The organism is Achromobacter sp. 10T422, assembly GCF_056394065.1.
Genome location: NZ_JBFTHD010000008.1, coordinates 79,892 through 103,757, shown reverse-complemented (window position 1 = coordinate 103,757; position 23,866 = coordinate 79,892). Strand labels below are relative to the sequence as shown.

The window sequence follows — 23,866 nt, the reverse complement described above, 5'->3', positions numbered from 1 at the left end:
CCGCCTGTCAGGAGAAGAACATGAAACATGCATTTTGCGGGGTGGCGCTGGCATGCTGCGTGGGCCAGCCGCTTGCGGCATTCGCCGCCGATGACGACGGATTGGGCGTGCAGTTGTACGGCGTGGTGGACGCGGGCGTCGCCGTCACCCATGTGTCGGGGCAGGGCAGCCATAGCGGCCTGCTCAATGGCGGTCTGACGGATTCCCTGTGGGGATTGCAGGGCGCCGAAGATTTAGGGGGCGGCTGGCGTAGCCGCTTCCAGCTGGAAAGCGGGTTCGATCCGTCCAGCGGCAAGCTGGAAGAAGACGGCAAGCTTTTCAATTACGCCGCCTGGGTGGGCCTGGGCCACGAGGAGTATGGCGAATTGCGGCTGGGACGCCAGCACACCATCGGCCAGCAGTTCGGCAATGCGCTGGAAATTGCCTCGTGGAAGGAAATGGGCATGGGCGCCACGTTCAAGGCGTCCGACAATTTCCAATTCAGCAATATGGTCAACGTCATGTCGCCCAGCTGGAACGGATTCCAGGCGGGCGTTGGGTATGCGTTCGATGCCGATGACCAAGGCCAATTCCGCACCAATCAGAACAACCGTGCGTTGAGCATGGGCGTGAAATACGAAGGCGGCCCGCTGTTGGCGGTTGCCACCTTCGACCAGCTACGGCTGGCCAATGCGCCGGAAGACATCGGCGGGCGCCCGCAAGCGATTCAGCTGGGCGCCTCGTATGACTTCGAAGTGCTGAAGTTGTCACTTGCCTGGTCGCGGCAGAAAAACGGCTATGCGGGGCTGGATGGCGGCGACCCCGACGACCTGGGGCTGGGCCTGGGGCCGGCCGCCTTTGTGCGGGGCGGCACGGTCGATGCGTGGCTGGTGGGGGCAAGTGCGCCGGTGGGCCCGGGCGCGGTATTGCTGCAATGGTCGCTGGCGCGGCCGGACTGGCGTTGGGACAACGGTATGACGGCGCGCAATGCGCAACTGGTGACCTTGGGTTATACCTATGCGCTGTCGCCGCGGACGACGCTGTATGGCTTTGCCGGATATGCGTCGAATTACACGCTCGACAACCAGTTTGACCCCGCCAACTCCCACACCACCCGTGTTGGAGCCGGCATTTCGCACCATTTTTGATCCCTCCGCCCCACCGGACCAGAGGCGGGCGGGGTCCACTACAATCGGCGGGTAGCAGCGCCTGGCGCCGTTTCCCGTCCTTCTGATGTCTTCTGGATAGCCTGCATGGATAGTCTCGAATGGCTCATACCCTGGGAGTTCTCTCCCACGCTGGTGGCCTCCTTCGTAGTGGCGATCGTGCTGTTCGTGCGCGGCCAGCGCGTCCACCATGTGACGGGCGCGCGGCGCGTGTTCTTCTGGGCGGGGCTGGTGCTGTTGTACCTGTCGATGCATACGCGGGTGGACTACTACGCCGAGCGCATGTTCTTCATCCACCGCATCCAGCATTTGGTGCTGCACCATCTGGGGCCGCTGCTGGTGATGGCGGCCTTTCCGGGGCAGGTCATGCGGGCAGGGTTGCCCATGTCATGGCGCATCCGCCTGCGCGACTTTCTGCGCACGGGCGCAGGCCGCGCCACGGTGGCTGTGCTGACCAACAAGATTTTCGTGCCGACGCTGTTCGTCTTTTTGGTGCTGGTCTGGCTGATTCCGTCGGTGCAGTTTTATTCCATGCTGGACTGGCGGCTGTACCGGCTGATGAACTGGTCGGTAGTCATCAGCGGGTTCATGTACTGGAACCTGATTCTGGACCGCCGCCCCGCGCCGCCTGCCGCGATGACGCCCGGCGGACGCGTGATCTCGCCCGTGCTGACGATGCTGCCGCAAATGGTGGCGGGCGCCGTCATCGCCTTCACCGAAAGCGATATCTATCCCCTGTTTGAATTGTGTGGCCGGGCGATTGCCATGTCCGCCCAGACCGACCAGACCATTGGCGGCCTGACCATGTGGATTCCGGCTGCGCTGGTCGAAGTGATCGGCCTGATGGTGGCGCTGGGTACGTTGATGCGCTTGTCTGGCAAGGGACGGTTGCGCAAAGCTGACCGGGATGCGCGCGCGCGAGCCAAGGCCCGCGCGGCGGTGTCCGCGTAAACCGCTACCCGCTTATTCCGGCAGCAGCCCGTGGTATTTCTTGCCGAGCGCCACGGTGGCCTGGAACATGCCGGCCTTGTTGCCACAGTCGTATCGCACACCCTCAAAGCGGTGCGCAAACACGGCGCGTTCGCGCATCAGCGAGGCAATGCCGTCAGTCAGCTGGATTTCGTTGCCCGCGCCCATCTTGGTGGAGCGCAGGTGGTCGAAGATGGCGGCTTCCAGCACGTAACGGCCCACAACGGCCAGCGTTGACGGCGCGGCGTCCGGTTCCGGTTTTTCAACGATATGCGTGACGCGTTCGGTGCGTGCATCCAGCTGGGCTTCGCCCTCGCGGGTGGCCACGATGCCGTATTTGCGCGTGTCGGCGCGCGGCACGTCCTGCACGCCCAGCACGCTGGCGTTCTGCGCAACGGCAATGTCCACCAGCTGTTTCATGGCGGGGGTGTCGGCGTCGATCAGGTCATCGGCCAGCAGCACGGCAAAGGGCTCGTCGCCCACGGCGGGCGCGGCCGACAGTACCGCGTGGCCCAGACCCAGCGGGGCCGATTGCCGGATGTAGAGGCAATTCACATGCGCAGGTAGAATGCCCCGCACCATGGCCAGCAGCTCGTGCTTGCCTTTGAGTTCCAAGTCGGTTTCAAGCTCGGGGGCGGAATCGAAGTGGTCTTCGATGGCGCGCTTGTTGCGGCCGGTCACAAAAATAAGGTCGGTGATGCCAGCGGCCACGGCCTCTTCAACGGCATATTGAATCAACGGCTTGTCGACCACGGGCAGCATTTCCTTGGGCATCGCCTTGGTGGCGGGCAGGAAGCGGGTGCCCATGCCGGCGACAGGGAAAACGGCTTTACGGACGGGACGCATTGAGACCTCGTTTGGGGTATCGGTGAAACATTTTAAGCTCATCGCTATCATAGGCTTATGAACCGCAGGAAAATGCCATCCATTTGCTCGATTGCGAAACGAGGCGCGATCATCGGGCTCAGCGCCGCCCTCGTCGCCCCCACCATTCCGGCCGCCGCCTGGGCGCAGCCGGTCGGCTTGCCCTCGATGGGCGCGGCCTCGGCCGCCGAGCTGTCCCCCATGCTGGAACGCAGCCTGGGCGAAGCCATCATGTCGCAAGGCCGGCGCGATCCCACTTACGTCGATGACCCTGAACTCAGCCAATACCTGACCACGATGGGCCGCAAGCTGGCGGCCTTTGCGCCTGGCGCCGTGCCGGATGTGGAAATGTTCGGCGTGCGCGACCCCGAGATCAACGCGTTCGCCATGCCCGGCGGCTTTATTGGCGTGAACACGGGGCTGATCGTGTCTTCGGGCAGTGAGTCGGAACTGGCCGCCGTGCTGGCGCACGAAATCGGCCACGTCGTGCAGCGCCATATTGCGCGTGGCATGACGCAGCAAAGCCAGAACAGTATGGTGATGCTGGCCAGCTTGGCCGGCGCGCTGCTGGCCGCTTTGGCTGGCGGTGGCGGCAACCTGGCAATGGGCGTGGCGGCATTCGGGCAGGCCGCGGCCATCAACCGTCAACTGGGCTTTTCGCGGGATGCTGAACGCGAAGCTGACCGCGCGGGCTTCCAGATGCTGACCAAGGCGGGCTACGACGCCGAGGGCATGTCGCAGATGTTCTCGCGGCTGATGAACGCATCGCGCCTGAACGAAGGGGCGGGCGGCGGTTCATGGGCCAGCACGCACCCGTTGTCCATAGAACGTATGTCCGACGTCCAGAACCGTGTGCGGTCGCTTCCGGCATCCCGTCACGTGGACAGCGATGATTTCTGGTACGTGCGCGCCAAGATGCGCGTGGTGCAGGGGCGAGATGCCGTCAGCCTGCGTTCGGCCGGCCAGCAATTGCAGGATGAGGCGCAGGCGCTGTCTGGCGTGCGCCAGTCGGCCGCCTATTACGGGCTGGCCTTGCAGGCCTTCCAGCGCAACAACCTGGCCGAAGCCGACCGCTACTGGAACCTAGCCACGGCGGGGGGGCGCAATTCGGCGCAACTGGCCAAGCTGAGTGTGGATATCGCGTTGGCGCGCAAGGAGTATCCGCGTGCGCTGGAGCTGGCCCAGGCGGCGACCAAGCGCTGGCCCGAGCAGCGGGCATTGGGCATCGCCTATGCCCAGGCGCTGCAAAGCAACGGCCGTCATGCCGATGCGCAAGACTACCTGCGCGCGAAGATCAAACAATGGGGCAGCGACGAGCCCAGCCTGTACCAGATGCTGGCGCAAAGCGAAGAGCGCAACGGCAAGCCCGTGCAGGCGCGCCGCGATCTGGCGCGCTATTACGTCATGACCGGCGCCTTTGCTGCTGCGGAATCTCAGCTGCAACAGGCACGTGGCCTGTCGACCGATTTCTACGAGCAATCGCAGATCGACGTGCAGATCAAGGAAGTGAAAGACAAGCTGGCCGAAGAACGGCAGCTGCTGGAACGCTTCAAGTCGGGTTGATGTCGTTGGACCCGGCCCCGGGATCACCCCGGGCCGGGTCGCGGCTTACAAGCCCGTTTCGAAGAAACGCCCCAAACGTTGCGGCAGCCAGTTCAGATGCGCAGGGAACGCGCCGGTGGGAAAACCGGCGTGCCCGCCGTCAGTGGGCTGGTGCAGCAGAATGACCGGCGCGCATTCGTCGGGCTTGGGCAATGAGGCCGCCGGAATGAAGGGGTCATTGCGGGCGTTGAGCACCAGCGTGGGCACGGAAATTTTCGGCAGCCAGGGCTTGCTGGACGCGCGCGTCCAGTAATCCAGCGCATTGCGGAAACCGTGCATCGGCGCGGTGTAGGTGTCGTCGAATTCGCGCAGATCATGCGCGTGCGCGATACGCATCACGTCGATGGAGCCGGGAAAGCGGTGCGCCTTTTCCAGCACCTTGTGCTTGAGCGTCTTCAGGAAATGGGCGCTGTAGACGCGCCGGTTGAACACCCCGGTAGACAATGTCTTGCCGCAGGCGACCAGGTCCAGCGGCACGGAAACGCCCGCGGCGCCGGTCAGCCAGCCGGTGTCTTCCTGGTGTTCACCCAGGTACTTCAACAATGCATTGCCGCCCAGCGATACGCCCACCGCATGCCAGCGCGCATGCGGGATGCGGCTGCGCACCGTTTCCAGCAGGAAGCCGACCTCGGCGGAGTCGCCCGAGTAATAGGCGCGCGCCAGCCGGTTCGGCACGCCCGAGCAACCCCGGAAGTGCGCGATGACGACGATCCAACCCCGTGCGCGGAAGTAATGCGCAACGGATTGGGCATAGCGGCTATTGCTGCCGCCTTCCAGGCCGTGGAAGAGAATCAGCGCCGGCGTGTCGGGCGTTTGCGGCAGCGACTTCCAGTCGGCGTCCGTCATCCACCGCGCCGCGGCGGTCTTGCCGTTGGCCACAGGACCCTGTCCGCTGACGGGCGCGCCGTCGGCGGCCTTGTGCGGAAAGAGTCCTGGGCCCGTCCAATCAAAATCCACGAAATCGGTATCTGGCKTTTCCACGCGGTCTCGCACGAAGGCGATCCGGTGGTATTGCGCAAACACGGATGCGTAAATGGTTTGGGAGTCGCCCCCTGGCAACCAGGAGGGAACGGGGCAGGGGGATGTGTCTAGACGAGCAGCGGCCAACTAAAAATCCACCCGATTCAATGCAGCATGTCGGGTACGTCGTGCAAATCGAGCACCCCGGCTTCCGTGGGCGCCGGCGACGAATGGTGCATGACCATGCGCCAGCCGATGGGGCCCTTGTGGTAGATGTTCGTTGCGTAGCAGTTTGCGAACTGCGTGCCCTCCCGTGTCCGCACGGCCACCTGTTCGACCAGCACGTGCACCGCGCACATCATGCTGAGCATGACCAGCGGGCGCAGCGGGCGGACGTGCAGCGGGCCATTGGCCAGCACCTGTTGCCAGGATTCGTGCACCGCCGAGTGGCCGACGATGCGCAGGCCGCCAGGGTGGATGCAGACGACTTCTTCGTCGTCCGCCCACACCTGCATCAGACGGACACTGTCCCCCTGTTCCAGGGCTTCGTAGAACGCGTGTTCGGCTTCTTCGGGCGTGGCAAACATGGCTGCGGCTGACGGGTAGGCGTTGTGCGGCGGGCGTTTAGTGGTGGCCGTGCAGCACGGTACCGGCCTTCAGGCGGTACTCGGCGCCACAGTAGGCGCAGCTGGCGGAGCCGGAACGGGCCACATCCAGGAAGACGCGGGGGTGCATGCTCCACAGCGGCGCCTTCGGGCCGGGGCAGAACACGGGCAGGTCTTCAGCGCCGACCTCAATGACTTCGTGAGCGTGGGGGACGGCGGCCGGGGCAGCAGCGGTCATGGATATTCCTGAAAAAAGAACCGATAAACGGCAGGTTGGGGCAATGTTGCGGCTTGTCGGGACAAGGCCGCACGGATCAGCGTCAAACTTCAGACTTTACTTAGCCAGTGATGGTACTTCGGGATGCGGCCATTCACCATGTCAAAAAATGCTTTCTGCAACTTCTCGGTAACGGGTCCGCGCTGGCCGGCGCCGATCTGGCGGTTGTCGACCTCGCGAATCGGCGTGACTTCCGCGGCCGTACCGGTGAAGAAGGCCTCGTCGGCGATGTAGACGTCGTCGCGCGTCAGTCGTTTGGTGACCACGCGCAAGCCGAAGTCGGCGGCCAGCGCATGGATGGTTGAGCGGGTGATGCCAGTCAGGGCGGACGCGATTTCGGGTTCGCAGAGCACGCCGTCCTTGACGATGAAAAGATTTTCGCCAGACCCTTCGGCCACAAAGCCTTCGGTGTCCAGCAGCAGGGCTTCGTCGTAGCCGTCTTGCAGGGCTTCGGTGTTGGCCAGGATGGAGTTGGCGTAGGTGGTGGCCACTTTCGCGCGCGGCATCGTGACGTTCACGTGCTGGCGCGCAAACGAAGAGACCTTGACGCGGATACCTTGCGACAGCGCGTCTTCGCCCAGATACGCGCCCCAGGGCCACGCGGCGATCGCCACATGAACACGGGCGCCCTTAGGCGACACGCCCATTTTTTCCGGGCCGTAGAACACCAAGGGGCGCAGGTAGCCGGATTCCAGCTGGTTTTCGCGCACAACCATCCGCTGCGCTTCATTGATCGTGTCGCGATCAAAGGGCATTGGAATCTGGTAGATGTGCGCGGAATTGAAGAGGCGGTTTGTGTGGTCTTCCAGACGGAAGATGGCGGTGCCGATCTCGGACTTGTAGGCGCGCACGCCTTCAAAGACGGACAGGCCATAGTGCAGGGAATGCGTCAGGACGTGCGTGGTCGCGTCGCGCCACGGAACGAGCTTGCCGTCATACCAGATGAAACCGTCGCGATCAGCCATCGACATGGTCTTCTCCACACAGAGCGCGCCGGATCTTCAAGCGGCCCAAGAATCTTGAGGCGCATATTGTATCAAGCGGCGAGGTTACAATAACTGCCTGTCCGCGCACCGGCGTGGTGCACGTGGTGCCATTCGGCCCGCGCAACCCGTAAGAGTTCCCATGTCGTCCTGTCCGCATCGCCAGGGGTCAGCCGTTGTCCTCTGAATCCGCGCTTCCTGAATCCGAAGGCCCTGGCTCCAACGACCCCGGCTCCGAAGACCCCGGCCAGCGCGCCGACGCCATCCGCCAGGAACGCCTGAATGCGTTTCGCGCCGGTGTCCACGCCATCGTGCCCGCCTTGATCGCCACCGCGACCTGGGGCCTGGTGACGGGCGTGGCCATGGTCAAATCCGGTCTGACCGAATCCATGGCGCTGGCCATGACGCTGCTGCTCTACGCCGGTTCGGCGCAACTCACCTCGTTGCCGCTAATCGCTACGGGCGCGCCGCTGTGGCTCATCTTTGCCGCGGGCTGCGTGGTGAACCTGCGCTTCATCATCTTCGGCGCGGCGCTGCATCCCTATTTCCGGCATCTGTCCTGGCCCAAGCGGCTGGGGCTGGGCTATTTCACAACCGACATGGGCTTCGTGCTGTTCATGCCGCGTTTTGGCGATTCAGCCGAGCGCGGCACGCGTGAGCAGCTGTGGTTTTTCCTGGGCACTATCGGGCCGGGCTGGCTGGTGTGGCAAACGTCGTCGATTGTCGGCATCTATTTGGGCGCCATGGTGCCCACCAATTGGTCGCTGGACTTTGCCGCCGTGCTGGCCCTGTTGGCGATTACGGTGCCGCTGGCCAGCTCGAAGCCCATGTTGGTGTCGATGCTGGCTGCCGGCGTGGTCGCCTGGACCGGGCAGGTGCTGCCCCTGCGGCTGGGTCTGGCCGCGGCCGTCATTGCCGGCGTGGTGGCCGGCATGTGGGCTGAACGATTCTTCAAGGCGCGTCCATGACCCTCTGGCCTTCCGAGATCTACGTCTATTGTGCGATCCTGCTGCTGGCCTTTTGCAGCGTGCTGACGCGCGCGGGCTTCATGCTGTTTGGCGACTATATTCCCCTGCCGGACGGCGTGCGGCGCGCGTTGCGCTACGCGCCGGCAGCCGCACTGACCGCCATCGTCGTGCCTGACCTGTTACCGTGGAAAGCGGGCCTGGGCCCGGTGTTCGACTACAAGCTGGTCGCGGGTTTGATCGCTATTCTGGTTTTTCTGCGTACTCGCAGCGCCGTGCTGGTGATCATCGTTGGCATGTTGGTGTTGTGGGGCTTGCGCTGGCTGGCAGGCTGACACCCGCCGTATCGGCCATATATCGTCCATCTGATGGACACATGCGCCGTTTGCGCGTGTGGTAATGCGCCTGCGCTAAAATTAAGTTATCCACAGCAATCCGGGCCTGGTACTGCCCTCATAAGTATCGAGTCGAAGAATGCGCCCGCTGGCCAACAAGGCAGGGCGCCGATTGCCCGCGAAGCCGATTGCGCTTCGCGGCGATTTGCGTGCCATCGCGATGCGATCACGCGCATTCAGATTGCCCCGATGCGTATGTAGTGCAGTGCATGTAGCACTCTCGTTTTGTTCTTTTTCACTGGTCCCGGTATCTGCCAAACCCTGATGACTGAATCCATTCAATCCGTAGCACCTGCCGCCGACGCGCCCGCGCCGACGTTTGCCGATTTCGGACTGCACCCTCTGTTGTTGCAGTCCATCGTTGAAACCGGCTACACCACGCCAACCCCCATTCAGGCGCAAGCCATTCCTGTTGTGGTGGAAGGGCGCGACGTCATGGGCGCCGCTCAGACGGGTACCGGCAAGACTGCCGCGTTCACGGTGCCGATCCTGCATCGCCTGATGCCGCTGGCCAACACCAGCGCATCGCCCGCCCGCCATCCGGTGCGCGCACTGATCCTCACGCCCACGCGTGAACTGGCCGATCAGGTGTTCGAAAGCGTCAAGCGCTACAGCAAGCAAACGCCGCTGCGTTCTGCGGTGGTGTTTGGCGGCGTGGATATCGGCCCGCAAAAAGAAGCGCTGCGCCGCGGTTGCGAAGTGCTGGTCGCCACCCCCGGCCGCTTGCTGGACCACGTTGAACAAAAGAACGTGAACCTGAGCCAGGTTGGCATTCTGGTGCTGGACGAAGCGGACCGCATGCTCGACATGGGTTTCCTGCCGGATCTGGAACGCATCATCCGCCTGCTGCCCGCGCAGCGTCAGGGCCTGCTGTTTTCGGCCACGTTCAGCAACGAGATCCGCAAGCTCGGCCGTTCGTATCTGAACCAGCCCGTCGAGATTGAAGTCGCGGCGCGCAACGCCACCGCCACGAACATTACTCAAATCGCCTACAAGATGTCGAGCGACGCCAAGCGCGCCGCCGTCGTGCATCTGGTGAAGTCGCGGGGCTTGAAGCAGGTCATCGTGTTTTCGAACACGAAGATTGGCACAGCGCGTCTGGCGCGTGATTTGGAACGCGACGGCGTCAAAGCCGAATCGATCCACGGCGACAAGACCCAGGCTGACCGCATGAAGGCGCTGGAAGCCTTCAAGGCCGGCGACCTGGAAGTGCTGGTTGCTACCGACGTCGCCGCGCGCGGCCTGGACGTGGCCGGCGTGCCTTGCGTCATCAACTATGACCTGCCGTACAACGCTGAAGATTACGTGCACCGTATTGGCCGTACCGGCCGTGCGGGCGCATCGGGCGAAGCCATTGCGCTGTTCACGCCCGACGAAGAGCGCTTCCTGCTCGACATTGAAAAGCTGATCAAGCGCGAAGTGCCGCGCGGCACGCTGGACCTGCCCGCCGACGCCGTGGCGCGCAGCCATCGCCGCAGCGAAGAGCGCCCCAGTTCGTCGTCGCGCGAAGGCCGCGATGGCGGCCGTGAAAGCCGTGGCGATCGTGGCGATCGTGGCGGCCGCTCGTCGGATCGCCGTTCGGGCTACACGTCCAGCGGCCCGCGCCAGCCCGTGGATGATTTCTTCCTGAAGCCTTACGAGCCGTCCTCGTCGGCCAGTACCCAGGCGGAAGATCAGGCGCCCAAGAACGACGGCAATTCCTCGTCGGCGCCCAAGCGCCAGGTGGCCGTGCTGTTGGGCGGTTCGCGCAAGCCCTGATTGCTTTGTCAGGCATGTAAAAACCCGCAACGCCGAATGGCCTTGCGGGTTTTTTATTGCTTGAAGGTTGTTGCTTGAAGGCGACGCGGCCTCACGCAGCGGCGTGCGCTCAGGCGGCCAGCAGCTTCGGCAGATCCGGCAGTTCGGTGGCGATGGCCGGGCTGTTCTCGTTCACGCTGTCCAGCAGTCTTTCCAGATGGCCGATGTGCGGCAGCATGGGCCCGTAGAACACCACGCGCGACCCGATCTGCACGAGCAGGGTGGGGAAGTTTTCAACATCCTCATCACCCAGCAGTTCGGCGTGGTCTTCGATGTCGATCCATGCGAAGACGTGTTGCGGCAACGTATCTGCCAGCGCTTGCAGTTTGGGCTTGTATTGCTCGCAGGTGTCGCACCATGCGGCGCAGAAACAGGCGACGAGCCAGGTGTTGGGGGTTGCGCCCAGCCGTGTGCGCAGGGCGGCCAGGTCAGTGCCGGGTACGAGTAGAGACATGTGAGCAGATCAGGGCGTGTTTGACTATCATACCCGGGATGTCCACCCCATTTTTCCGTTCCCATGACCGCCTTGCGCACTGATTCCGCCTCGCCCGACAACGGCCGTTTTTCCACCGCCGGGGCCGGCGCCGTCAGCGTGGGCCAGGCATTCAAGCGCGCGCTGGTGTCCCAATGCCACCCGACGATGTTGTTCGCGGTGCTGCTGCCTTTTCTGATTGCGCTGGTGGGCGCGCTGCTGCTTTTGTATTTTTTCTGGACGCCGCTGGTTGAATGGCTGGGCGCCCAGATTTCGCGCGTCGACATGCTGAATCGCGCAGAAGACTGGATGCTGGCCATGGGGCTGTTTTCGCTCAAGGTCTATCTGATTCCCCTTCTTGCCTGTGCCATTTTGCTGCCGGTATCCGGCGTGCTGGGGTTGGCGATTGCCGCGGTCTTCGTGATGCCGCTGGTGCTGCGCCATGTGGGGCAACGCGAATACGCCAGCGTGGGCCGCAAAGGAAAATACTCGACGGCGGTCAGCGTATGGAATGCGGTCTGGGTATCGGCCGCCTTTGCGGCCGGCTGGCTGCTGACGCTGCCGCTGTGGCTGGTGCCGCCCATGGCGATTGTGCTGTCGATCTTCTGGTGGGCGTTCGCGTTCTCTCGCATGATGCGCGTGGACGCCATCGTCGAACACGCCAGCCCGGCCGAACGCAAGCTGATCCTGGAACGCAACAACGGCGGCTTCTGGACCATCGGCCTGATCTGTTCGCTATTGAATTTGTTGCCGCCCGCGTGGATTATCCTGCCGGTGTTTTCCGCGCTGGTCTACGCGCATTACGGACTGGAAGCGCTCAAGCGCTTGCGCCAGGACCGCGTTATCGACGTCTGACCGGCGTCTTCCCTCTTACCCTCTGGAACTGGACATGGCCGCTGAATCCGCCGCCCGTCGCATTGGCCTCATCATCGTCGGGGATGAAATCCTGTCGGGCCGCCGTCAGGACAAGCATTTTTCCAAAGTCGTCGAGCTGCTGAGCGCGCGCGGCATGCATCTGAGCTGGGCCGAATTCCTGCCCGACGAACGCGACACGCTGGTGGCCGCCTACCAGCGCAGCTTCGCCAAGGGCGACGTTGTGTTCTCTTGCGGCGGCATTGGTGGCACGCCTGACGACCATACCCGCCAGGCCGCCGCGGCCGCACTGGGTTTGCCGCTGGCCTTGCATCCGGAAGCCGAAGCGGCGATTGCGCTGCGCACGTCCGAAATGGCCGCCAAAGGGCAGGGAACCGCCGACATGAGCGCGCCGGAAAACCAGCAGCGCTTGCAGATGGGCATGTTTCCGCAGGGCTGCGAAATCGTGCCGAATCCGTACAACCGCATTCCCGGCTTCTTCATCCAGGACCACACCTTCGTGCCGGGCTTTCCCGTCATGGCGTGGCCAATGTTGGAATGGACGCTCGACACCCGCTATCGTGCACTGCAGCATGTGCGGGCCCATGTCGAGCATTCTTTCCTGGTGTTCAGCATGCCGGAATCGCGCATCACGCCCGCGATGATCAGTGTCGAAACCCGCTGGCCGGACGTGCGCGCCTTCAGCTTGCCCAGCGTTGGTGAAGCGGGAGGCACCCCGCATATTGAGCTGGGCGTCAAGGGCGAACCGGCCGCTGCCGCCGAGGCGCTGGAGTTCTTGCGTGCGGAAGTGCTGCGTCTGGGCGGAAAGCTCGCGCCCCCGGCTGCGGCCTGAGATTGACCATCTATAAACGGGGGGCGGCCCCGTTTATAGATGAAAAACCCATTGCCAAATGGCGCGGTAAATTTCACAATACGGGAAAGAACTGTTTGCTGCGTTGCCGCAAGGCCGGTTTTTTTCGGCGGCGCGGCGCGAGCCCAACCTCCCCCTATGCCCCGTCTTTCGACACCCCGCAATCCCCTGGACGCCGAGACCGAAGGCGCGTCCGGTCATCCCATCGCCATTCAGGTCATCGAGCGCGCCATGCGCCTGCTTGATGCCCTGGCTGCGCAGCAGGACCCTGTCACGCTCAAGGAATTGTCCGCGACCACGGGACTGCACGCTTCCACCGCCCACCGCATTCTTAACGATCTGGTCGTCGGCCGGTATGTCGAGCGCGTCGACAACGGCCTGTATCAGCTGGGCATGCGCTTGCTGGAGCTGGGGTCGTTGGTAAAGGGGCGGCTGAACGTGCGCGAAGCGGCCATTTCGGCCATGCGTTCGCTGCACAAGCTGACCGGGCAAACGATCAACCTGTCGGTGCAGCAAGGCGACGAAATCGTCTACATCGACCGCGCCTGGAGCGAGCGCTCGGGGATGCAGGTGGTGCGCGCCATTGGCGGACGGGCGCCGTTGCATTTGACGTCCACCGGCAAGCTGTTCCTGTCCACCGGCGACGCGCGCCAGGTTCGCGCCTATGCGTTGCGCACCGGCCTGGCGGGCCACACCCGCAACAGCCTGACGGATCTGGACCGCCTGGAACGCGAGCTGGCGCTGGTGCGCCGCCATGGCTATGCGCGCGACAACGAAGAACTTGAGCTGGGCGTGCGATGCATTGCGGCCGGCATTTTTGACGACACCGGCAAGCTGGTGGCGGGTCTGTCGATCTCGGCGCCGGCAGAACGCTTGCAGGATGACTGGATCAAGGCGCTGGTGGATACCGCCGCCAGCATTTCCGAAGCATTGGGTTACGAACCCTCGGTCTCCACTGGTTTCAATGGGTTAGGCATGGCGGCGGAAGCCTTGCGTCCCTAGCGCGTGCAGGCGCAAAAAAAGCCCCGCAAGGGGCTTTTTTCGTAGGCAGACAGCGCTTTATTCGAACCGCATTATTGCTGTTCGACACCTGCCTTCTTGAAGAGCTCGGCCCACTGCGGCACTTGCTGCTTCACCTTGGCTTCCAGCCCTTGCGGGTTGGCTTCATTGGTCAGCACGGTGGCGCCCAGCTGCTTCATGCGTTCCTGGAACTTGGGGTCGGCCAGGCCGGCTTGCAGGCTCTTGACCAGCTTGTCCACGACCGGCTTGGGCGTACCCTTCGGCACCCACATTCCGTGCCAGATCCCCACTTCGAAGCCCTTGTAGCCGGACTCGTCCATCGTCGGCAGCTTGGGCAGCGTGGGGACGCGTTGCAGGCTGGTCACGGCGTAGGCCTTGACCTTGCCGCTGTCGATCTGCTGCGTGGTGTTGGTGGTTTGGTCGCACATCAGGTCGACCTGCTTGCCCAGCAGATCGTTCATGGCGGGGGCGGTGCCCTTGTACGGGATGGTCAGCAATTGCACGCCCAGCGCTTCCACGAGCATGGTGCCGCACAGATGGCTGGCGGCGCCGATGCCGGCATTGGCCAGCGAGACCTTGTCCTTGTTCGCCTTGACGTACTCGGCCAGTTCCTTGATGTTGTTGGGCGGGAAGTCCGAGCGCGCGATGATGGTCATGGGCACGTCAACCACCAGGCCGATGGGCTCGAAGCTCTTGTAAGGGTCGTAGCCGGGATTCTTGTACAACGACGGCGCAGTGGAGAAGCCGGCGTGCATCAGCAGGATGGAATAGCCGTCCGGCTGGGCGCGGGCGACTTGCGTCGTGCCGATGGTGCCGCCGGCACCGCCCTTGTTTTCCACCACAACCGTCTGGCCCAAGCTCGGCCGCATGGCTTCCGCCAGCGAGCGGGCGACGTTGTCGGTCGGACCGCCTGCGGCGAATGGCACCACCATATTGATGGGGCGTTCCGGATATTCCGCTTGGGCGGCGCCAGTGGCGAGCATGGCGCTGGCCGCGAGCAGGGCCGAAAGCGTGCGGGGGATGAGGGTCATGAAGTCTCCAATTGCAGGGTTTTGCTTGCTGCGATTTAGTTTTATGCCGCTGACTTATGGTTTGTTTTATCTGTCATCAGCGTGAAAGCAGTGTAGAAAAGAATTGATACGCCGTCATGTCCGGTATTTCCCGAATCATGGGAAATTCTTGTTCTGGATCGAAGGCGTGCAGGGGCCTGCACCGTTAAAGTGCAAATACTTGTTGCGTTGCACAAAAACTGCTTGACAAGAAAATCTGCCAGTCTAGAATGTGAATTGTGCAGTGCATCAAACGGGCCGGCGGTAGCTTGTAGTACCAGTTTCCGCGCACGTTTTTATTTTTCGTCGCAGACAACCATCCTGACTTGCCGGAAGCTTCCGGCTACCCCTAAAGGAGCATTCTATGAGCGCAATTCCGCAACAAGTTCTGGACCGCCAGAAGGCCAGCATCAACACTTTCGTGGCCGCCCAATCCGCTGTTTTCGCTGGCTTTGAAAAGCTGGTTGAACTGAATATGAAGGTCGTGCGCGCCACGCTGGACGAAGTCGCCCAGCGCTCGCAGCAAGCCTCTGAAGTGAAAGATCCGCAAGAAGCCGCTGCGTTCGCATCGGGCCTGCTGCAACCGGGCGCCGAAAAGGCCATGGCTTACACCAAGCACGTGTATGACATCGTTGCCGGCGTGCAAGGCAACCTGGTCAAGCTGACCGAAGAACAGATCGCCGAAAGCCAGCAACAGCTGAGCGAAGCCGTCGACCAGTTCTCCAAGAACGCGCCGGCCGGTTCCGAAAGCGCCGTTGCCCTGATCAAGTCCTCGTTGGCCACCGCCAACAGCGCCTACGATTCCGTGACCAAGGCCGCCAAGCAGGCTGCTGAAGTGGCCGAATCGAACCTGAATGCCGCCGCCAACGCGACCTTCAAGGCTGCAACGGATGCCGCCGATGCCGCCACCAAGGTTGCCAGCCGTAGCCGTCGCACCGCCTAAGTTTTTGGCGCGCGATGCTGCGCAAACCGCAGTAATGTAGTACTGTTGAGTGACAGAGCAGAGCTGGAATTAGGGCCACCCACCGGGTGGCCTCTTTTTTTTGGCTGCTTGATTTGCTATCGCTTCTGTACGGCGTTCACGCACTCGCCCACCAGGGCCGGGCCGCGGTAGATCAACCCCGTATACAGCTGCACGGCGTCGGCGCCTGCGGCCATTTTCTCGCGAGCCTGTTGGCCCGACATCACGCCGCCCACGCCAATAATGGCCAGGCTGTTGCCCAGTTGTTCCTTCAGGCGGCGGATCACCTTCAACGACAATTCATGCACCGGCGCGCCCGACAGGCCGCCGGCCTCGTCCGCGTGCGCCTGGCCCGTGACGGCATCGCGCGACAGCGTCGTGTTGGTGGCGATGACGCCATCAATACCATGGCGCGGCAGCGTGTCGGCGATGGCGTCGATTTGTTCTTGCGTGAGATCGGGGGCAATTTTCACCGCCATCGGCACGCGGCGCTGGTGCTGATCTTCCAGCGCACGGCGCTTGTCGGCCAACTGCGCCAGCAGCGCCGACAATTCATCGCCGCTTTGCAAGGCCCGCAGGTTCTTGGTGTTGGGCGACGAAATATTCACCGTCACGTAGTCGGCATGGGGATACACGCCTTCCAGGCCTATCAGGTAATCATCGGCGGCGCGTTCAATCGGCGTATCGGCGTTCTTGCCGATATTCAAACCCAGAATCCCGCCTTGCTTGCGCCACTGGCTGCGCTGCACGTTCGCCAGAAAGGCATCCAGGCCCTGATTGTTGAACCCCAGCCGGTTGATCAGCGCATTGGCGCGCGGCAGGCGGAACATGCGCGGCTTCGGGTTGCCGGGCTGCGCACGCGGCGTCACCGTGCCGACTTCAATGAAACCAAAACCCAGATTGCCCAGCGCGTCGATATACGCGCCGTTCTTGTCCAGCCCCGCCGCCAGCCCGATGGGGTTGGCCAGTTGCATGCCCATCAGCGTGCAAGGCGCTTTGGGCTGCGCATGCATGAGCTTGCGCGTGGCGCCGCATTCATAAGCGCGTTGCAGGCCCGAGAGCGTAACTTCGTGGGCGGTTTCCGCGTCCATGGCGAACAACGCCGGGCGGGCCAGGGGATAGGCGTGGAAGAGGATAGACATGGGGCGGAATTGTAGAGCGAATTTCGCCGGCCTAGCGGGCAGTCGCAGGCGCGCGGGAACGCAACGGGGGATAAATCAGAGGGACGGATCGTGCTGGTCGCGCCATTCGCCGTCGACGAGGAATTGCGCGGGGTGAAAGCTGGACTTATAGGACATCTTGCGGCTGTCTGCGATCCAGTAGCCCAGATACAGCCAGGGCAGGTTCAGCGTGCGGCATTGTTCGATCTGCCACMGGATGCTGTAGGTGCCAAGACTGCCCTCCACATCGGGATCGTAGAAGGTGTAGACGGACGACAGCCCGTCATCCAGCACATCGATGATGGACACCATCATCAGCACGCCTTCGGCATCGCGGAATTCCACCAGCCGGGTGTTCACGCGGCTGGTCAGCAGGAACTGCGCGTACTGCGTGCGGCTGTCTTCGTCCATGCCGCCGCCCGGATGCCGGCCCTGCTGATAGCGCGTATAGAGCCGGTAGTGCTCGGGCGACCAGGCCAGTTCGGCCACGAAGGACTGCAGATGTTGATGGTCGCGCCAGGCGCGACGCTGGCTGCGGTTGGGCGCGAAGCCTGCCGTATCCACACGCACGGGCACACAGGCGCGGCAGTTATCGCAATGGGGACGGTAGGTGAACAGCCCGCTACGGCGAAAACCTTGTTCGACCAGCTGTGAATACGTGCCCGCGTTGATCAGATGGCCGGGCGCGGCCACCTGCGACCGAGCCTGGCGACCTGGCAGATAGCTGCAAGGGTAGGGGGCGGTTGCGTAGAACTGCAGCGTGGAGAAGGGAAGTTCTTTGAGCTGGCTCATGGGGAGTTGCGCATCGCGCGGGTACGTCGGCGATGGATGCTACATATTAACGCCGAAGTCGGCGTCAAATGTGGCGTCGGGTAACAGCCGGCCCGTGCTGTCCAGCACGCCGCGCGCCCAGGGAATGGGGGGTTGCGACGTGACCTGGCGCACATGCTGTAAAAAACGCGCTCGCGAGATCGGACGCGCGCCCAGGCTGGCCAGATGGCGCGTCTGCTGCTGGCAATCGATACGTTCCACGCCGTGGGTGGCCAGATAGCGCACCAGGTAGGCCAGCGCGATCTTCGAGGCGTTTGGCGCGCGGGTGAACATGGATTCCCCGAAAAACATGCGGCCCAGGCTGATGCCGTAAAGTCCGCCCGCAAGCTCGCCGTCGATCCAGGTTTCAATGCTGTGCACATAGCCCGCCCGATGCCATTCGGCATACGCCTGCTGCATGGCGGACGTGATCCACGTGCCGGGCTGGCCGTCGCGCGGGGCGGCGCATTGCGCCATCACCTGCGGGAACACGGTGTCAACGCGCACCTGCACGCGGGGCGACGCCATATATTCCTGGCTGGCGATCTGGCGCAGCAGCTTGCGCAGCGAATGGGATGGCGAAAAGTCTTCAATGGCCAGAACCATACGCGGATCGGGGCTCCACCACAGCACCGGTTCGCCCTCGGAATACCAGGGGAAGATGCCGTTCGAGTACGCCTGGATCAAGCGTTCCGGGGACAGGTCCGCGCCCGCGGCGAGCAGGCCGTCAGGTTCCGTCAGCGCGAATTCCGCTGGCGGAAACGGGGTGTCGGCGGCAAGCCAGGGCAGCTTCAACGGTGCGATTCTAGGGTGTAGTGATGGGGGACGAAGACGCCTTGCTTGCGGTCGTCGAAGTAGTGGCGCAGCGTGGTTGTCACCGTGCGGAACGCCAGATCATCCCAGGGAATTTCAGACTCTTCGTACCAGCGGGCCTCCAGGCTTTCAGGGCCGGGGTCCAGTTCGGGCCCCAGCGCCTGGGCCAGATAGAACACATGCACCTGATCAATCTGCGGCAGGTCGATCAAGGTATAGAGCTCGCCCAGCTGAATGCGCGCGCCGGATTCTTCCAGCGTTTCGCGGGCCGCGCCCTGCGCCGTGCTTTCACCCAGCTCCATGAAACCCGCTGGCAGCGTCCAGGTGTTGTAGCGCGGCTCGATGGCACGCCGGCACAGCAGCACGCGGTTTTCCCAAACCGGCACCGTGCCGACCACCAATCGCGGGTTCTGATAGTGAATGGCGCCGCAGTGATCACAGATGTCGCGTTCACGGTTGTCGCCTTCCGGCACCCGGCGGTTCAGGGGGGTGCCGCACTGAGTGCAAAACAGCGAACGGCGGGGAACGGGGAAGTATTCGATGGACGGTTTGGCGGTCATGGGTACGATTCTAACGGCTGCGGCGGGGACTGGCGCGTCTGGCTGGCGACGCCGGGGCCGGGCTGCCGAAGCGCTCTTCCAGGTGTTCAACAAACGACCTCACCTTGGGCGACAGGAACCGCCGGTGGGGGTAAATGGCGTACATCGAGATCGGGGTGTGTGCGTAGTCGGTCAGCAGGGCGATCAGCCGGCCCGCGCGGATGTCGTCGCCCACCAGGAATTCGGGCTGCAGGATGATGCCGTGTCCGGCCAGCGAGGCGGTGCGCAGCACGTCGCCATTGTTCGCGCGCAGGGCCGCGTTCACACGCACCAAATGCGTCACCCCATCCTTCTCGAAATGCCATTCATTGCCAGTACTGGCGTAGGCGTAATGCAGGCAGCGGTGCTGCTTCAAGTCTTCGGGGGTTTGTGGCGTGCCGTGGCGCTTCAGGTAGGCGGGCGCGGCGCAAACCAGCAGTTGCTGCGCCGCCAACGGGCGCGCCACCAGAGACGAATCCAGCAGCGGGCCGATGCGCACCGCGACGTCGTACCCGTCTTCCACCAGATCGACCACCCGGTCGTTCAGGTCCAGGTCGATGATGACGTCCGGGTAACGCTGCAGGTATTCGGCAATGGCCGGGCCCAGGTGCAGGATGCCGAACGACACCGGCGCGCTGACCCGCAGGCGGCCGCTGGGGCGCTGGCCTTCGGCTTGTAGCGACAGTTCCAGATCCGCCACTTCCGCCAGGATCGGCCGCACCCGTTCATAGAACGCACGGCCGGCGTCGGTCATGCTGAGCTTGCGTGTTGTGCGGTTCAGCAGGCGCACGCCGTACTTCTGTTCCAGGTAGGCGATCTGACGCGTCACCACGGATCGGGCGTGGCCCATCTTGTCGGCCGCGGCCGCGAATGAGCCCAGTTCTACGACCTTTGCGTAGGTCTGCATGGCGGTGTGCGTATCCAAGATTGTTTCCTATCGGGGAACAATAATTTGCAATTCTGCATGTTTATCTTTGTTTTTGGAATCGCAAGAATAGCGGCCATGAAGAATCTTCCCGTTTTGGGCGATTCCCGAAACTCGCTCGAAGGAGAGTGCAATGATCGATACCCGTACCGCGCCTTATGCCGCGCTGCTGTTGCGTGTGGCGCTGGGCGTCATGTTCCTGGCCCACGGCCTGACCAAGCTGTTGGTCTTCACGCTGCCCGGCACCGCGCAGTTCTTCGCCAAGATCGGCTTTGCCGGCTGGCTGGCTTACCCGGTCACGTTTTTTGAAGTGGGCGCAGGCGTGTTGCTGATTCTGGGTATCGTGCCGCGTTGGGTAGCCGCGATCGCCGTGGTGCAATTGTTCGTGGCGTCGACCGTTCACTTTGGCAACGGCTGGGGTTTTGGCAATGCCGGCGGTGGCTGGGAATATCCCATTTTCCTGACCGTGGCCGCCGCCGTGCTGGTGCTGCTGGGTGACGGCAAGTTCGCCCTGGTCAAGAGCGGCCGCGGCTGAGCGCCGCGCGCACCAGACTGTTAACCGTTGCGGTCGTGGTTGCCGGGGCGGGCGGGTCATAGAATGACCCGCCCGCCCTTATTCATTCAGGAGTTCCCATGCTGTTTCCGATGACCTTCGCCAAGCGCGCCGTGGGCGCGCTGTTGTTCGCCGCGGCCCTGTCGCCCGCTGCACAGGCCTCGCCCGAGCAAGAAGCCGCCAACAAGGCAGCCGTGCTGGCGTTCTATGAGAAGGGGTTGAATCAGAAGGATGCCGACGCCGCACTGAAATACGTGGGCGAACGCTATGTGCAGCACAACCCGAACGCGGCCGACGGCCCCGAGGGCTTTCGCAAGTTCGTCGCCTATTTGCGCGACAAATTTCCGAAGTCGCACAGCGAGATCAAGCGAGTTTTTACTGATGGCGACTACGTGATCCTGCATGTGCATGCGGTGCGTGAACCCGGCACGCGGGGCAATGCCATCATCGACATCTTCCGTCTGGAGCAAGGCAAGATCGTCGAACACTGGGATGCCGTGCAGCCCATCCCCGAGCAATCCGCCAATACCAACGGCATGTTCTAAGGCGGGCCTAGTCTGGCGTGGCGCTGGGGTTGGCGCTGGGGTTGGCGTCGAACTCCAGGCGCTGCGCAACGTCCTGCCTGGTGATTGCCTCTAAAGGGGCGGCGGCATACACGCCCGGCCACGACACGGTGATGCGTTGCGCGGGCGCCAGATCGGCCAAGGTGTCCAGCAATGGCGCGCCGCTTTCCGTCACCAGCCGTTCCAGCAGCGCGGGCAGGTCGCGGTCCATCACGATGCCCGCACCGGCGGGCGTTGTTGCGTACAACTGGCCCGCGTCGTCCAGCCACCAGTGGCCGACCCCGGCCACCGTCACATCCGTGTGCGTCAGCAGGCCTTGGTTGTTGTCGCTCAGGCGCAGCACATACGGCGCGCCATCCAGCCGCACAAATACCCGCTGCGGCCCATTCTGAAAATACCAGCGGCCCGTCTCATCGTGTTCGTAATTGCGATTGATGAAATCCAGGATCTGGGTATTGGTGATGGACTCGCCCGCGCCGCCTTGTGCCGCCTGGCCCTGGGGGTGCAGGCGCCACCGGCCGCGCCCGTCCAGCGACAGCCAGCCATACACGGCCGGCACATTGGGCCAGCGGGCGATTGCGTCCTTCACCGATTGATCCATGTCAGGGGCGAATGATGATGGGGGGAGGGTTGATGATGATGGCCGGCGCCGCCATGGGCATCACGACCTGCGGCGGCGCGTAGTAGCCGCCGCGATAGTCATCGCGGCATTTGCGCTTTTCCGTGTATTCGCCGTTGCGCTTCCACTTGCGTTCGACCTTGCACGCGCCGTCCCAGTACTTCTCTTTGTACTCGCGTCCGTGGCGGTGATGGTGCCGGTCGGAATCAGCCTCGGCCGCCATCGGCGCAAGCGACATCAATGCCGCGGTCGACAGGGCAAGCAACGGGGAACAGGCACGGGATTTCAGAATGCGGTGCATAGGATCGACGTTAATTGAAAACGGCGTCACCATAGCAATCATTCGATTGACAGCGCGTAGGGATGCGTAACCAGATGCGCGGGAAATACGGGGGGAGGGGGAAAAGATGCTGGAGGCGCAAGCCGGAATCGAACCGACGTACACGGATTTGCAATCCGCTGCATAACCACTCTGCCATTGCGCCAGCACTTGCAAGAAAAAAGGAAGCGCGGTGTTGGCCGTTGCTTCCTTTTTGTATTTGGAGCGGGAGACGAGTCTCGAACTCGCGACCTCAACCTTGGCAAGGTTGCGCTCTACCAACTGAGCTACTCCCGCAGGGTACTACCGTCGTACTAGGCTTGGTGTTATCTAGTACTGCATGCATCTCTGCACGCTATTTCTGCTTTTTTTGATGAGGACTTCGGGACATTTCCCGCTAGGCCGTCTCCACCAAAGACAGCGATTATACACAGAATTTTGGGCTTGTGTAGAGGGGGCGAAAAGCGTGTTGAAAAAAGCCACGCCCATGGATCAGCGTGACGCGCCCATCGCCTTATGGCGGGCTTGCCCCGTAGTGAAAATGTTCCATGGGCTGCGGATTGCGCCGCTCTGAACTGGGCGCCGCGCCATAGACCGCACGATACGACTTGCTGAAGTGGCAGGCTGATTGAAACCCGCAGGCCGACGTGATGCTCATGATCGACATGGGCGTCTGCCGCAATAGCGCGCGGGCGTGCCGCAGCCGCAAGCTCAGGTAATGCTGCTTGGGGGTGGTGTCCAGGTGCTCGCGAAACAGCCGTTGCAACTGGCGCTGGGACGCGCCCGACAGGTTCGCCAGTTCATCCAGCGACAGCGGTTCTTTCAAGTTCACCTCCATCAGCGCGATCACTTCGGCCAAGGCCGGATGCGCCGCCGGCATGCGGATCGACATCGGCAGGCGCTGCTTGTCTTTGTGGTCGCGCACATGTTCGATGGTGAACTGGTTGGCGATGGAGGCCACGATGGCGGGCCCGGCGGACTCTCCCACCAGGTTCAGCATCATGTCCAGCGGCGCGGTGCCGCCCGTGCAGGTGATGCGATCTCGGTCGATCACGAACAGGTCTTCGGACAGCCGGCAGCCGGGAAATTCGCGGCGCAGCGTTTCCATATCTTCCCAATGACTTGCGCAGAGGTAGCCATCCAGCAAGCCCGCCTTCATTAGCGTATAGGTGCCTGTGCACAAGCTGCCAAGCGTGATGTGCCGCGCAGCCACATCACGCAGCCAATTCAAGATGGCCTGATCGGTCTGCGGGTTCAAGCGTGTGCCGCCGCACACAAAGACCGCATCGGGCAAATCCGTGTCATCAAGCGGCGTGGCGTGCACCGACAGCCCATTGCTGGCCATTGCCGGTCCGCCTGCCGGACTGACGACCGACCAGCGGTAATACGGCACGCCCAACAGGTGATTGGCCATGCGCAGCACTTCGATCGCGGTCGAGAAAGACAGCATGGTGAAGTGCGGCAAAGGCAGGAAGCCGAAATGCCTGAGACGCTGACGATCCGGGCCCGTCGGACGGGTAATCATGACCACGCTCCTTGTTCGGAATTCCGATGAACCGATGTCTGGTTCAGCTGCTTCGGCTTTTAAAGGTTGCGTGGTGGAGCGGCCATACGTTTAAACCCTTAAGACAATTACTAAAACGCGCAGAGCCAGTCTGCATGCGGGTTTGCGGCCGATGACGCCATCGCCTTGTCGCAATCGGACAAGATCTGGTCCGCTTGGGATAACTGCCTCTGAG

27 protein-coding genes and 2 tRNA genes are annotated in these 23,866 nt (G+C 62.9%); 12 read left to right on the top strand and 17 right to left on the bottom strand.

Going from position 1 to position 23,866, the window contains the following annotated elements; all coding sequences use genetic code 11:
- The first annotated feature begins 20 nt into the window (after positions 1-20).
- Positions 21-1,127 carry a porin gene (locus tag AC1DB0_RS22080; protein ID WP_476757793.1) on the top strand — a complete coding sequence of 369 codons (1,107 nt, stop codon included), beginning with the start codon at positions 21-23 and terminating at the stop codon, positions 1,125-1,127.
- Positions 1,128-1,223: 96 nt separating this feature from the next.
- Positions 1,224-2,096 carry a cytochrome c oxidase assembly protein gene (locus AC1DB0_RS22075; RefSeq protein ID WP_156336655.1) on the top strand — a complete coding sequence of 291 codons (873 nt, stop codon included), beginning with the start codon at positions 1,224-1,226 and terminating at the stop codon, positions 2,094-2,096.
- A gap of 12 nt (positions 2,097-2,108) precedes the next feature.
- Here the strand turns inward: AC1DB0_RS22075 and galU are convergent, their stop codons facing one another.
- Complete coding sequence (gene galU, locus AC1DB0_RS22070; protein WP_054424552.1) at positions 2,109-2,960, bottom strand: UTP--glucose-1-phosphate uridylyltransferase GalU; 852 nt, start codon at positions 2,958-2,960, stop codon at positions 2,109-2,111.
- A gap of 57 nt (positions 2,961-3,017) precedes the next feature.
- On the opposite strand from galU, the gene AC1DB0_RS22065 reads away from it, so the two are divergent.
- On the top strand, positions 3,018-4,541 hold the full coding sequence (locus tag AC1DB0_RS22065) for a M48 family metalloprotease (protein WP_441370554.1): 1,524 nt from the start codon (positions 3,018-3,020) through the stop codon (positions 4,539-4,541).
- Between the two features lie 45 nt (positions 4,542-4,586).
- On the opposite strand, the gene AC1DB0_RS22060 is transcribed toward AC1DB0_RS22065, so the two are convergent.
- From AC1DB0_RS22060 to AC1DB0_RS22045, 4 genes are all read right to left on the bottom strand, one after another.
- A complete protein-coding gene (locus tag AC1DB0_RS22060) occupies positions 4,587-5,687 on the bottom strand; it encodes a YheT family hydrolase (RefSeq protein WP_476758738.1) in 1,101 nt (366 codons plus the stop codon).
- Between the two features lie 17 nt (positions 5,688-5,704).
- Positions 5,705-6,127 (bottom strand): YybH family protein, encoded by a 423-nt coding sequence (locus tag AC1DB0_RS22055; RefSeq protein WP_054424548.1) that lies wholly within the window; start codon positions 6,125-6,127, stop codon positions 5,705-5,707.
- Between the two features lie 37 nt (positions 6,128-6,164).
- On the bottom strand, positions 6,165-6,383 hold the full coding sequence (locus tag AC1DB0_RS22050) for a zinc-finger domain-containing protein (RefSeq protein WP_054424547.1): 219 nt from the start codon (positions 6,381-6,383) through the stop codon (positions 6,165-6,167).
- Between the two features lie 89 nt (positions 6,384-6,472).
- Positions 6,473-7,393 (bottom strand): branched-chain amino acid transaminase, encoded by a 921-nt coding sequence (locus AC1DB0_RS22045; RefSeq protein WP_175170817.1) that lies wholly within the window; start codon positions 7,391-7,393, stop codon positions 6,473-6,475.
- Between the two features lie 275 nt (positions 7,394-7,668).
- Here AC1DB0_RS22045 and AC1DB0_RS22040 point away from each other — a divergent pair, with 275 nt between their 5' ends.
- From AC1DB0_RS22040 to AC1DB0_RS22030, 3 genes are all read left to right on the top strand, one after another.
- A complete protein-coding gene (locus AC1DB0_RS22040) occupies positions 7,669-8,373 on the top strand; it encodes an AzlC family ABC transporter permease (protein ID WP_156336695.1) in 705 nt (234 codons plus the stop codon).
- On the top strand, positions 8,370-8,705 hold the full coding sequence (locus tag AC1DB0_RS22035; protein ID WP_054424541.1) for an AzlD domain-containing protein: 336 nt from the start codon (positions 8,370-8,372) through the stop codon (positions 8,703-8,705). Before AC1DB0_RS22040 ends, AC1DB0_RS22035 begins: the two co-directional genes overlap by 4 nt.
- Positions 8,706-9,029: 324 nt before the next feature.
- The gene (locus AC1DB0_RS22030) at positions 9,030-10,523 is read left to right on the top strand and encodes a DEAD/DEAH box helicase (protein WP_156336652.1); all 1,494 of its coding nucleotides are present in this window, start codon (positions 9,030-9,032) and stop codon (positions 10,521-10,523) included.
- A gap of 109 nt (positions 10,524-10,632) precedes the next feature.
- Here the strand turns inward: AC1DB0_RS22030 and AC1DB0_RS22025 are convergent, their stop codons facing one another.
- Positions 10,633-11,016, bottom strand: coding sequence for a thioredoxin family protein (locus AC1DB0_RS22025; RefSeq protein ID WP_054424539.1), 384 nt, complete (start codon positions 11,014-11,016; stop codon positions 10,633-10,635).
- Between the two features lie 63 nt (positions 11,017-11,079).
- Here AC1DB0_RS22025 and AC1DB0_RS22020 point away from each other — a divergent pair, with 63 nt between their 5' ends.
- The 3 genes from AC1DB0_RS22020 to AC1DB0_RS22010 all read left to right on the top strand — a co-directional run bounded on the left by AC1DB0_RS22020 (position 11,080) and on the right by AC1DB0_RS22010 (position 13,759).
- Positions 11,080-11,889, top strand: a complete 810-nt coding sequence (locus AC1DB0_RS22020; protein WP_054424537.1) for an EI24 domain-containing protein — start codon at positions 11,080-11,082, stop codon at positions 11,887-11,889.
- Between the two features lie 34 nt (positions 11,890-11,923).
- Entirely contained in the window at positions 11,924-12,739 is an 816-nt protein-coding gene (locus AC1DB0_RS22015) for a competence/damage-inducible protein A (protein WP_054424535.1), read from the top strand.
- Positions 12,740-12,895: 156 nt separating this feature from the next.
- Positions 12,896-13,759 carry an IclR family transcriptional regulator gene (locus tag AC1DB0_RS22010; protein WP_054424533.1) on the top strand — a complete coding sequence of 288 codons (864 nt, stop codon included), beginning with the start codon at positions 12,896-12,898 and terminating at the stop codon, positions 13,757-13,759.
- 71 nt (positions 13,760-13,830) lie between these two features.
- Here AC1DB0_RS22010 and AC1DB0_RS22005 read toward each other — a convergent pair whose 3' ends face one another.
- The gene (locus tag AC1DB0_RS22005) at positions 13,831-14,808 is read right to left on the bottom strand and encodes a tripartite tricarboxylate transporter substrate binding protein BugD (RefSeq protein WP_054424531.1); all 978 of its coding nucleotides are present in this window, start codon (positions 14,806-14,808) and stop codon (positions 13,831-13,833) included.
- A 382-nt stretch (positions 14,809-15,190) separates the two neighbouring features.
- Between AC1DB0_RS22005 and AC1DB0_RS22000 the strand changes: the two genes are divergently transcribed.
- Positions 15,191-15,769 carry a phasin family protein gene (locus AC1DB0_RS22000; RefSeq protein WP_054424530.1) on the top strand — a complete coding sequence of 193 codons (579 nt, stop codon included), beginning with the start codon at positions 15,191-15,193 and terminating at the stop codon, positions 15,767-15,769.
- 116 nt (positions 15,770-15,885) lie between these two features.
- Here the strand turns inward: AC1DB0_RS22000 and AC1DB0_RS21995 are convergent, their stop codons facing one another.
- From AC1DB0_RS21995 to AC1DB0_RS21975, 5 genes are all read right to left on the bottom strand, one after another.
- Positions 15,886-16,929 carry a quinone-dependent dihydroorotate dehydrogenase gene (locus AC1DB0_RS21995; protein WP_054424528.1) on the bottom strand — a complete coding sequence of 348 codons (1,044 nt, stop codon included), beginning with the start codon at positions 16,927-16,929 and terminating at the stop codon, positions 15,886-15,888.
- Between the two features lie 75 nt (positions 16,930-17,004).
- Positions 17,005-17,739 (bottom strand): arginyltransferase, encoded by a 735-nt coding sequence (locus tag AC1DB0_RS21990; protein ID WP_476758737.1) that lies wholly within the window; start codon positions 17,737-17,739, stop codon positions 17,005-17,007.
- 39 nt (positions 17,740-17,778) lie between these two features.
- Positions 17,779-18,552: a leucyl/phenylalanyl-tRNA--protein transferase gene (aat, locus tag AC1DB0_RS21985; RefSeq protein WP_476757792.1), complete on the bottom strand. Its 774-nt coding sequence runs from the start codon at positions 18,550-18,552 to the stop codon at positions 17,779-17,781.
- The gene (locus tag AC1DB0_RS21980; RefSeq protein ID WP_054424522.1) at positions 18,549-19,130 is read right to left on the bottom strand and encodes an NUDIX hydrolase; all 582 of its coding nucleotides are present in this window, start codon (positions 19,128-19,130) and stop codon (positions 18,549-18,551) included. The genes aat and AC1DB0_RS21980 overlap by 4 nt, the downstream gene beginning before the upstream one ends.
- Before the next feature lie 10 nt (positions 19,131-19,140).
- Positions 19,141-20,073, bottom strand: a complete 933-nt coding sequence (locus tag AC1DB0_RS21975) for a LysR family transcriptional regulator (protein ID WP_054424520.1) — start codon at positions 20,071-20,073, stop codon at positions 19,141-19,143.
- 133 nt (positions 20,074-20,206) lie between these two features.
- Here AC1DB0_RS21975 and AC1DB0_RS21970 point away from each other — a divergent pair, with 133 nt between their 5' ends.
- Positions 20,207-20,608: a DoxX family protein gene (locus AC1DB0_RS21970; RefSeq protein ID WP_050447291.1), complete on the top strand. Its 402-nt coding sequence runs from the start codon at positions 20,207-20,209 to the stop codon at positions 20,606-20,608.
- Between the two features lie 98 nt (positions 20,609-20,706).
- Positions 20,707-21,171, top strand: coding sequence for a nuclear transport factor 2 family protein (locus tag AC1DB0_RS21965; RefSeq protein WP_175170824.1), 465 nt, complete (start codon positions 20,707-20,709; stop codon positions 21,169-21,171).
- 7 nt (positions 21,172-21,178) lie between these two features.
- Here the strand turns inward: AC1DB0_RS21965 and AC1DB0_RS21960 are convergent, their stop codons facing one another.
- From AC1DB0_RS21960 to AC1DB0_RS21940, 5 genes are all read right to left on the bottom strand, one after another.
- On the bottom strand, positions 21,179-21,790 hold the full coding sequence (locus AC1DB0_RS21960; RefSeq protein WP_476757791.1) for a DUF2946 family protein: 612 nt from the start codon (positions 21,788-21,790) through the stop codon (positions 21,179-21,181).
- 1 nt (position 21,791) lies between these two features.
- Entirely contained in the window at positions 21,792-22,109 is a 318-nt protein-coding gene (locus AC1DB0_RS21955; RefSeq protein ID WP_254600667.1) for a hypothetical protein, read from the bottom strand.
- 110 nt (positions 22,110-22,219) lie between these two features.
- Positions 22,220-22,293: transfer RNA gene (locus tag AC1DB0_RS21950), tRNA-Cys, on the bottom strand.
- Between the two features lie 55 nt (positions 22,294-22,348).
- Positions 22,349-22,424, bottom strand: a tRNA-Gly gene (locus AC1DB0_RS21945).
- A 217-nt stretch (positions 22,425-22,641) separates the two neighbouring features.
- Complete coding sequence (locus AC1DB0_RS21940; RefSeq protein WP_054424510.1) at positions 22,642-23,652, bottom strand: GlxA family transcriptional regulator; 1,011 nt, start codon at positions 23,650-23,652, stop codon at positions 22,642-22,644.
- Positions 23,653-23,866 lie beyond the last annotated feature (214 nt).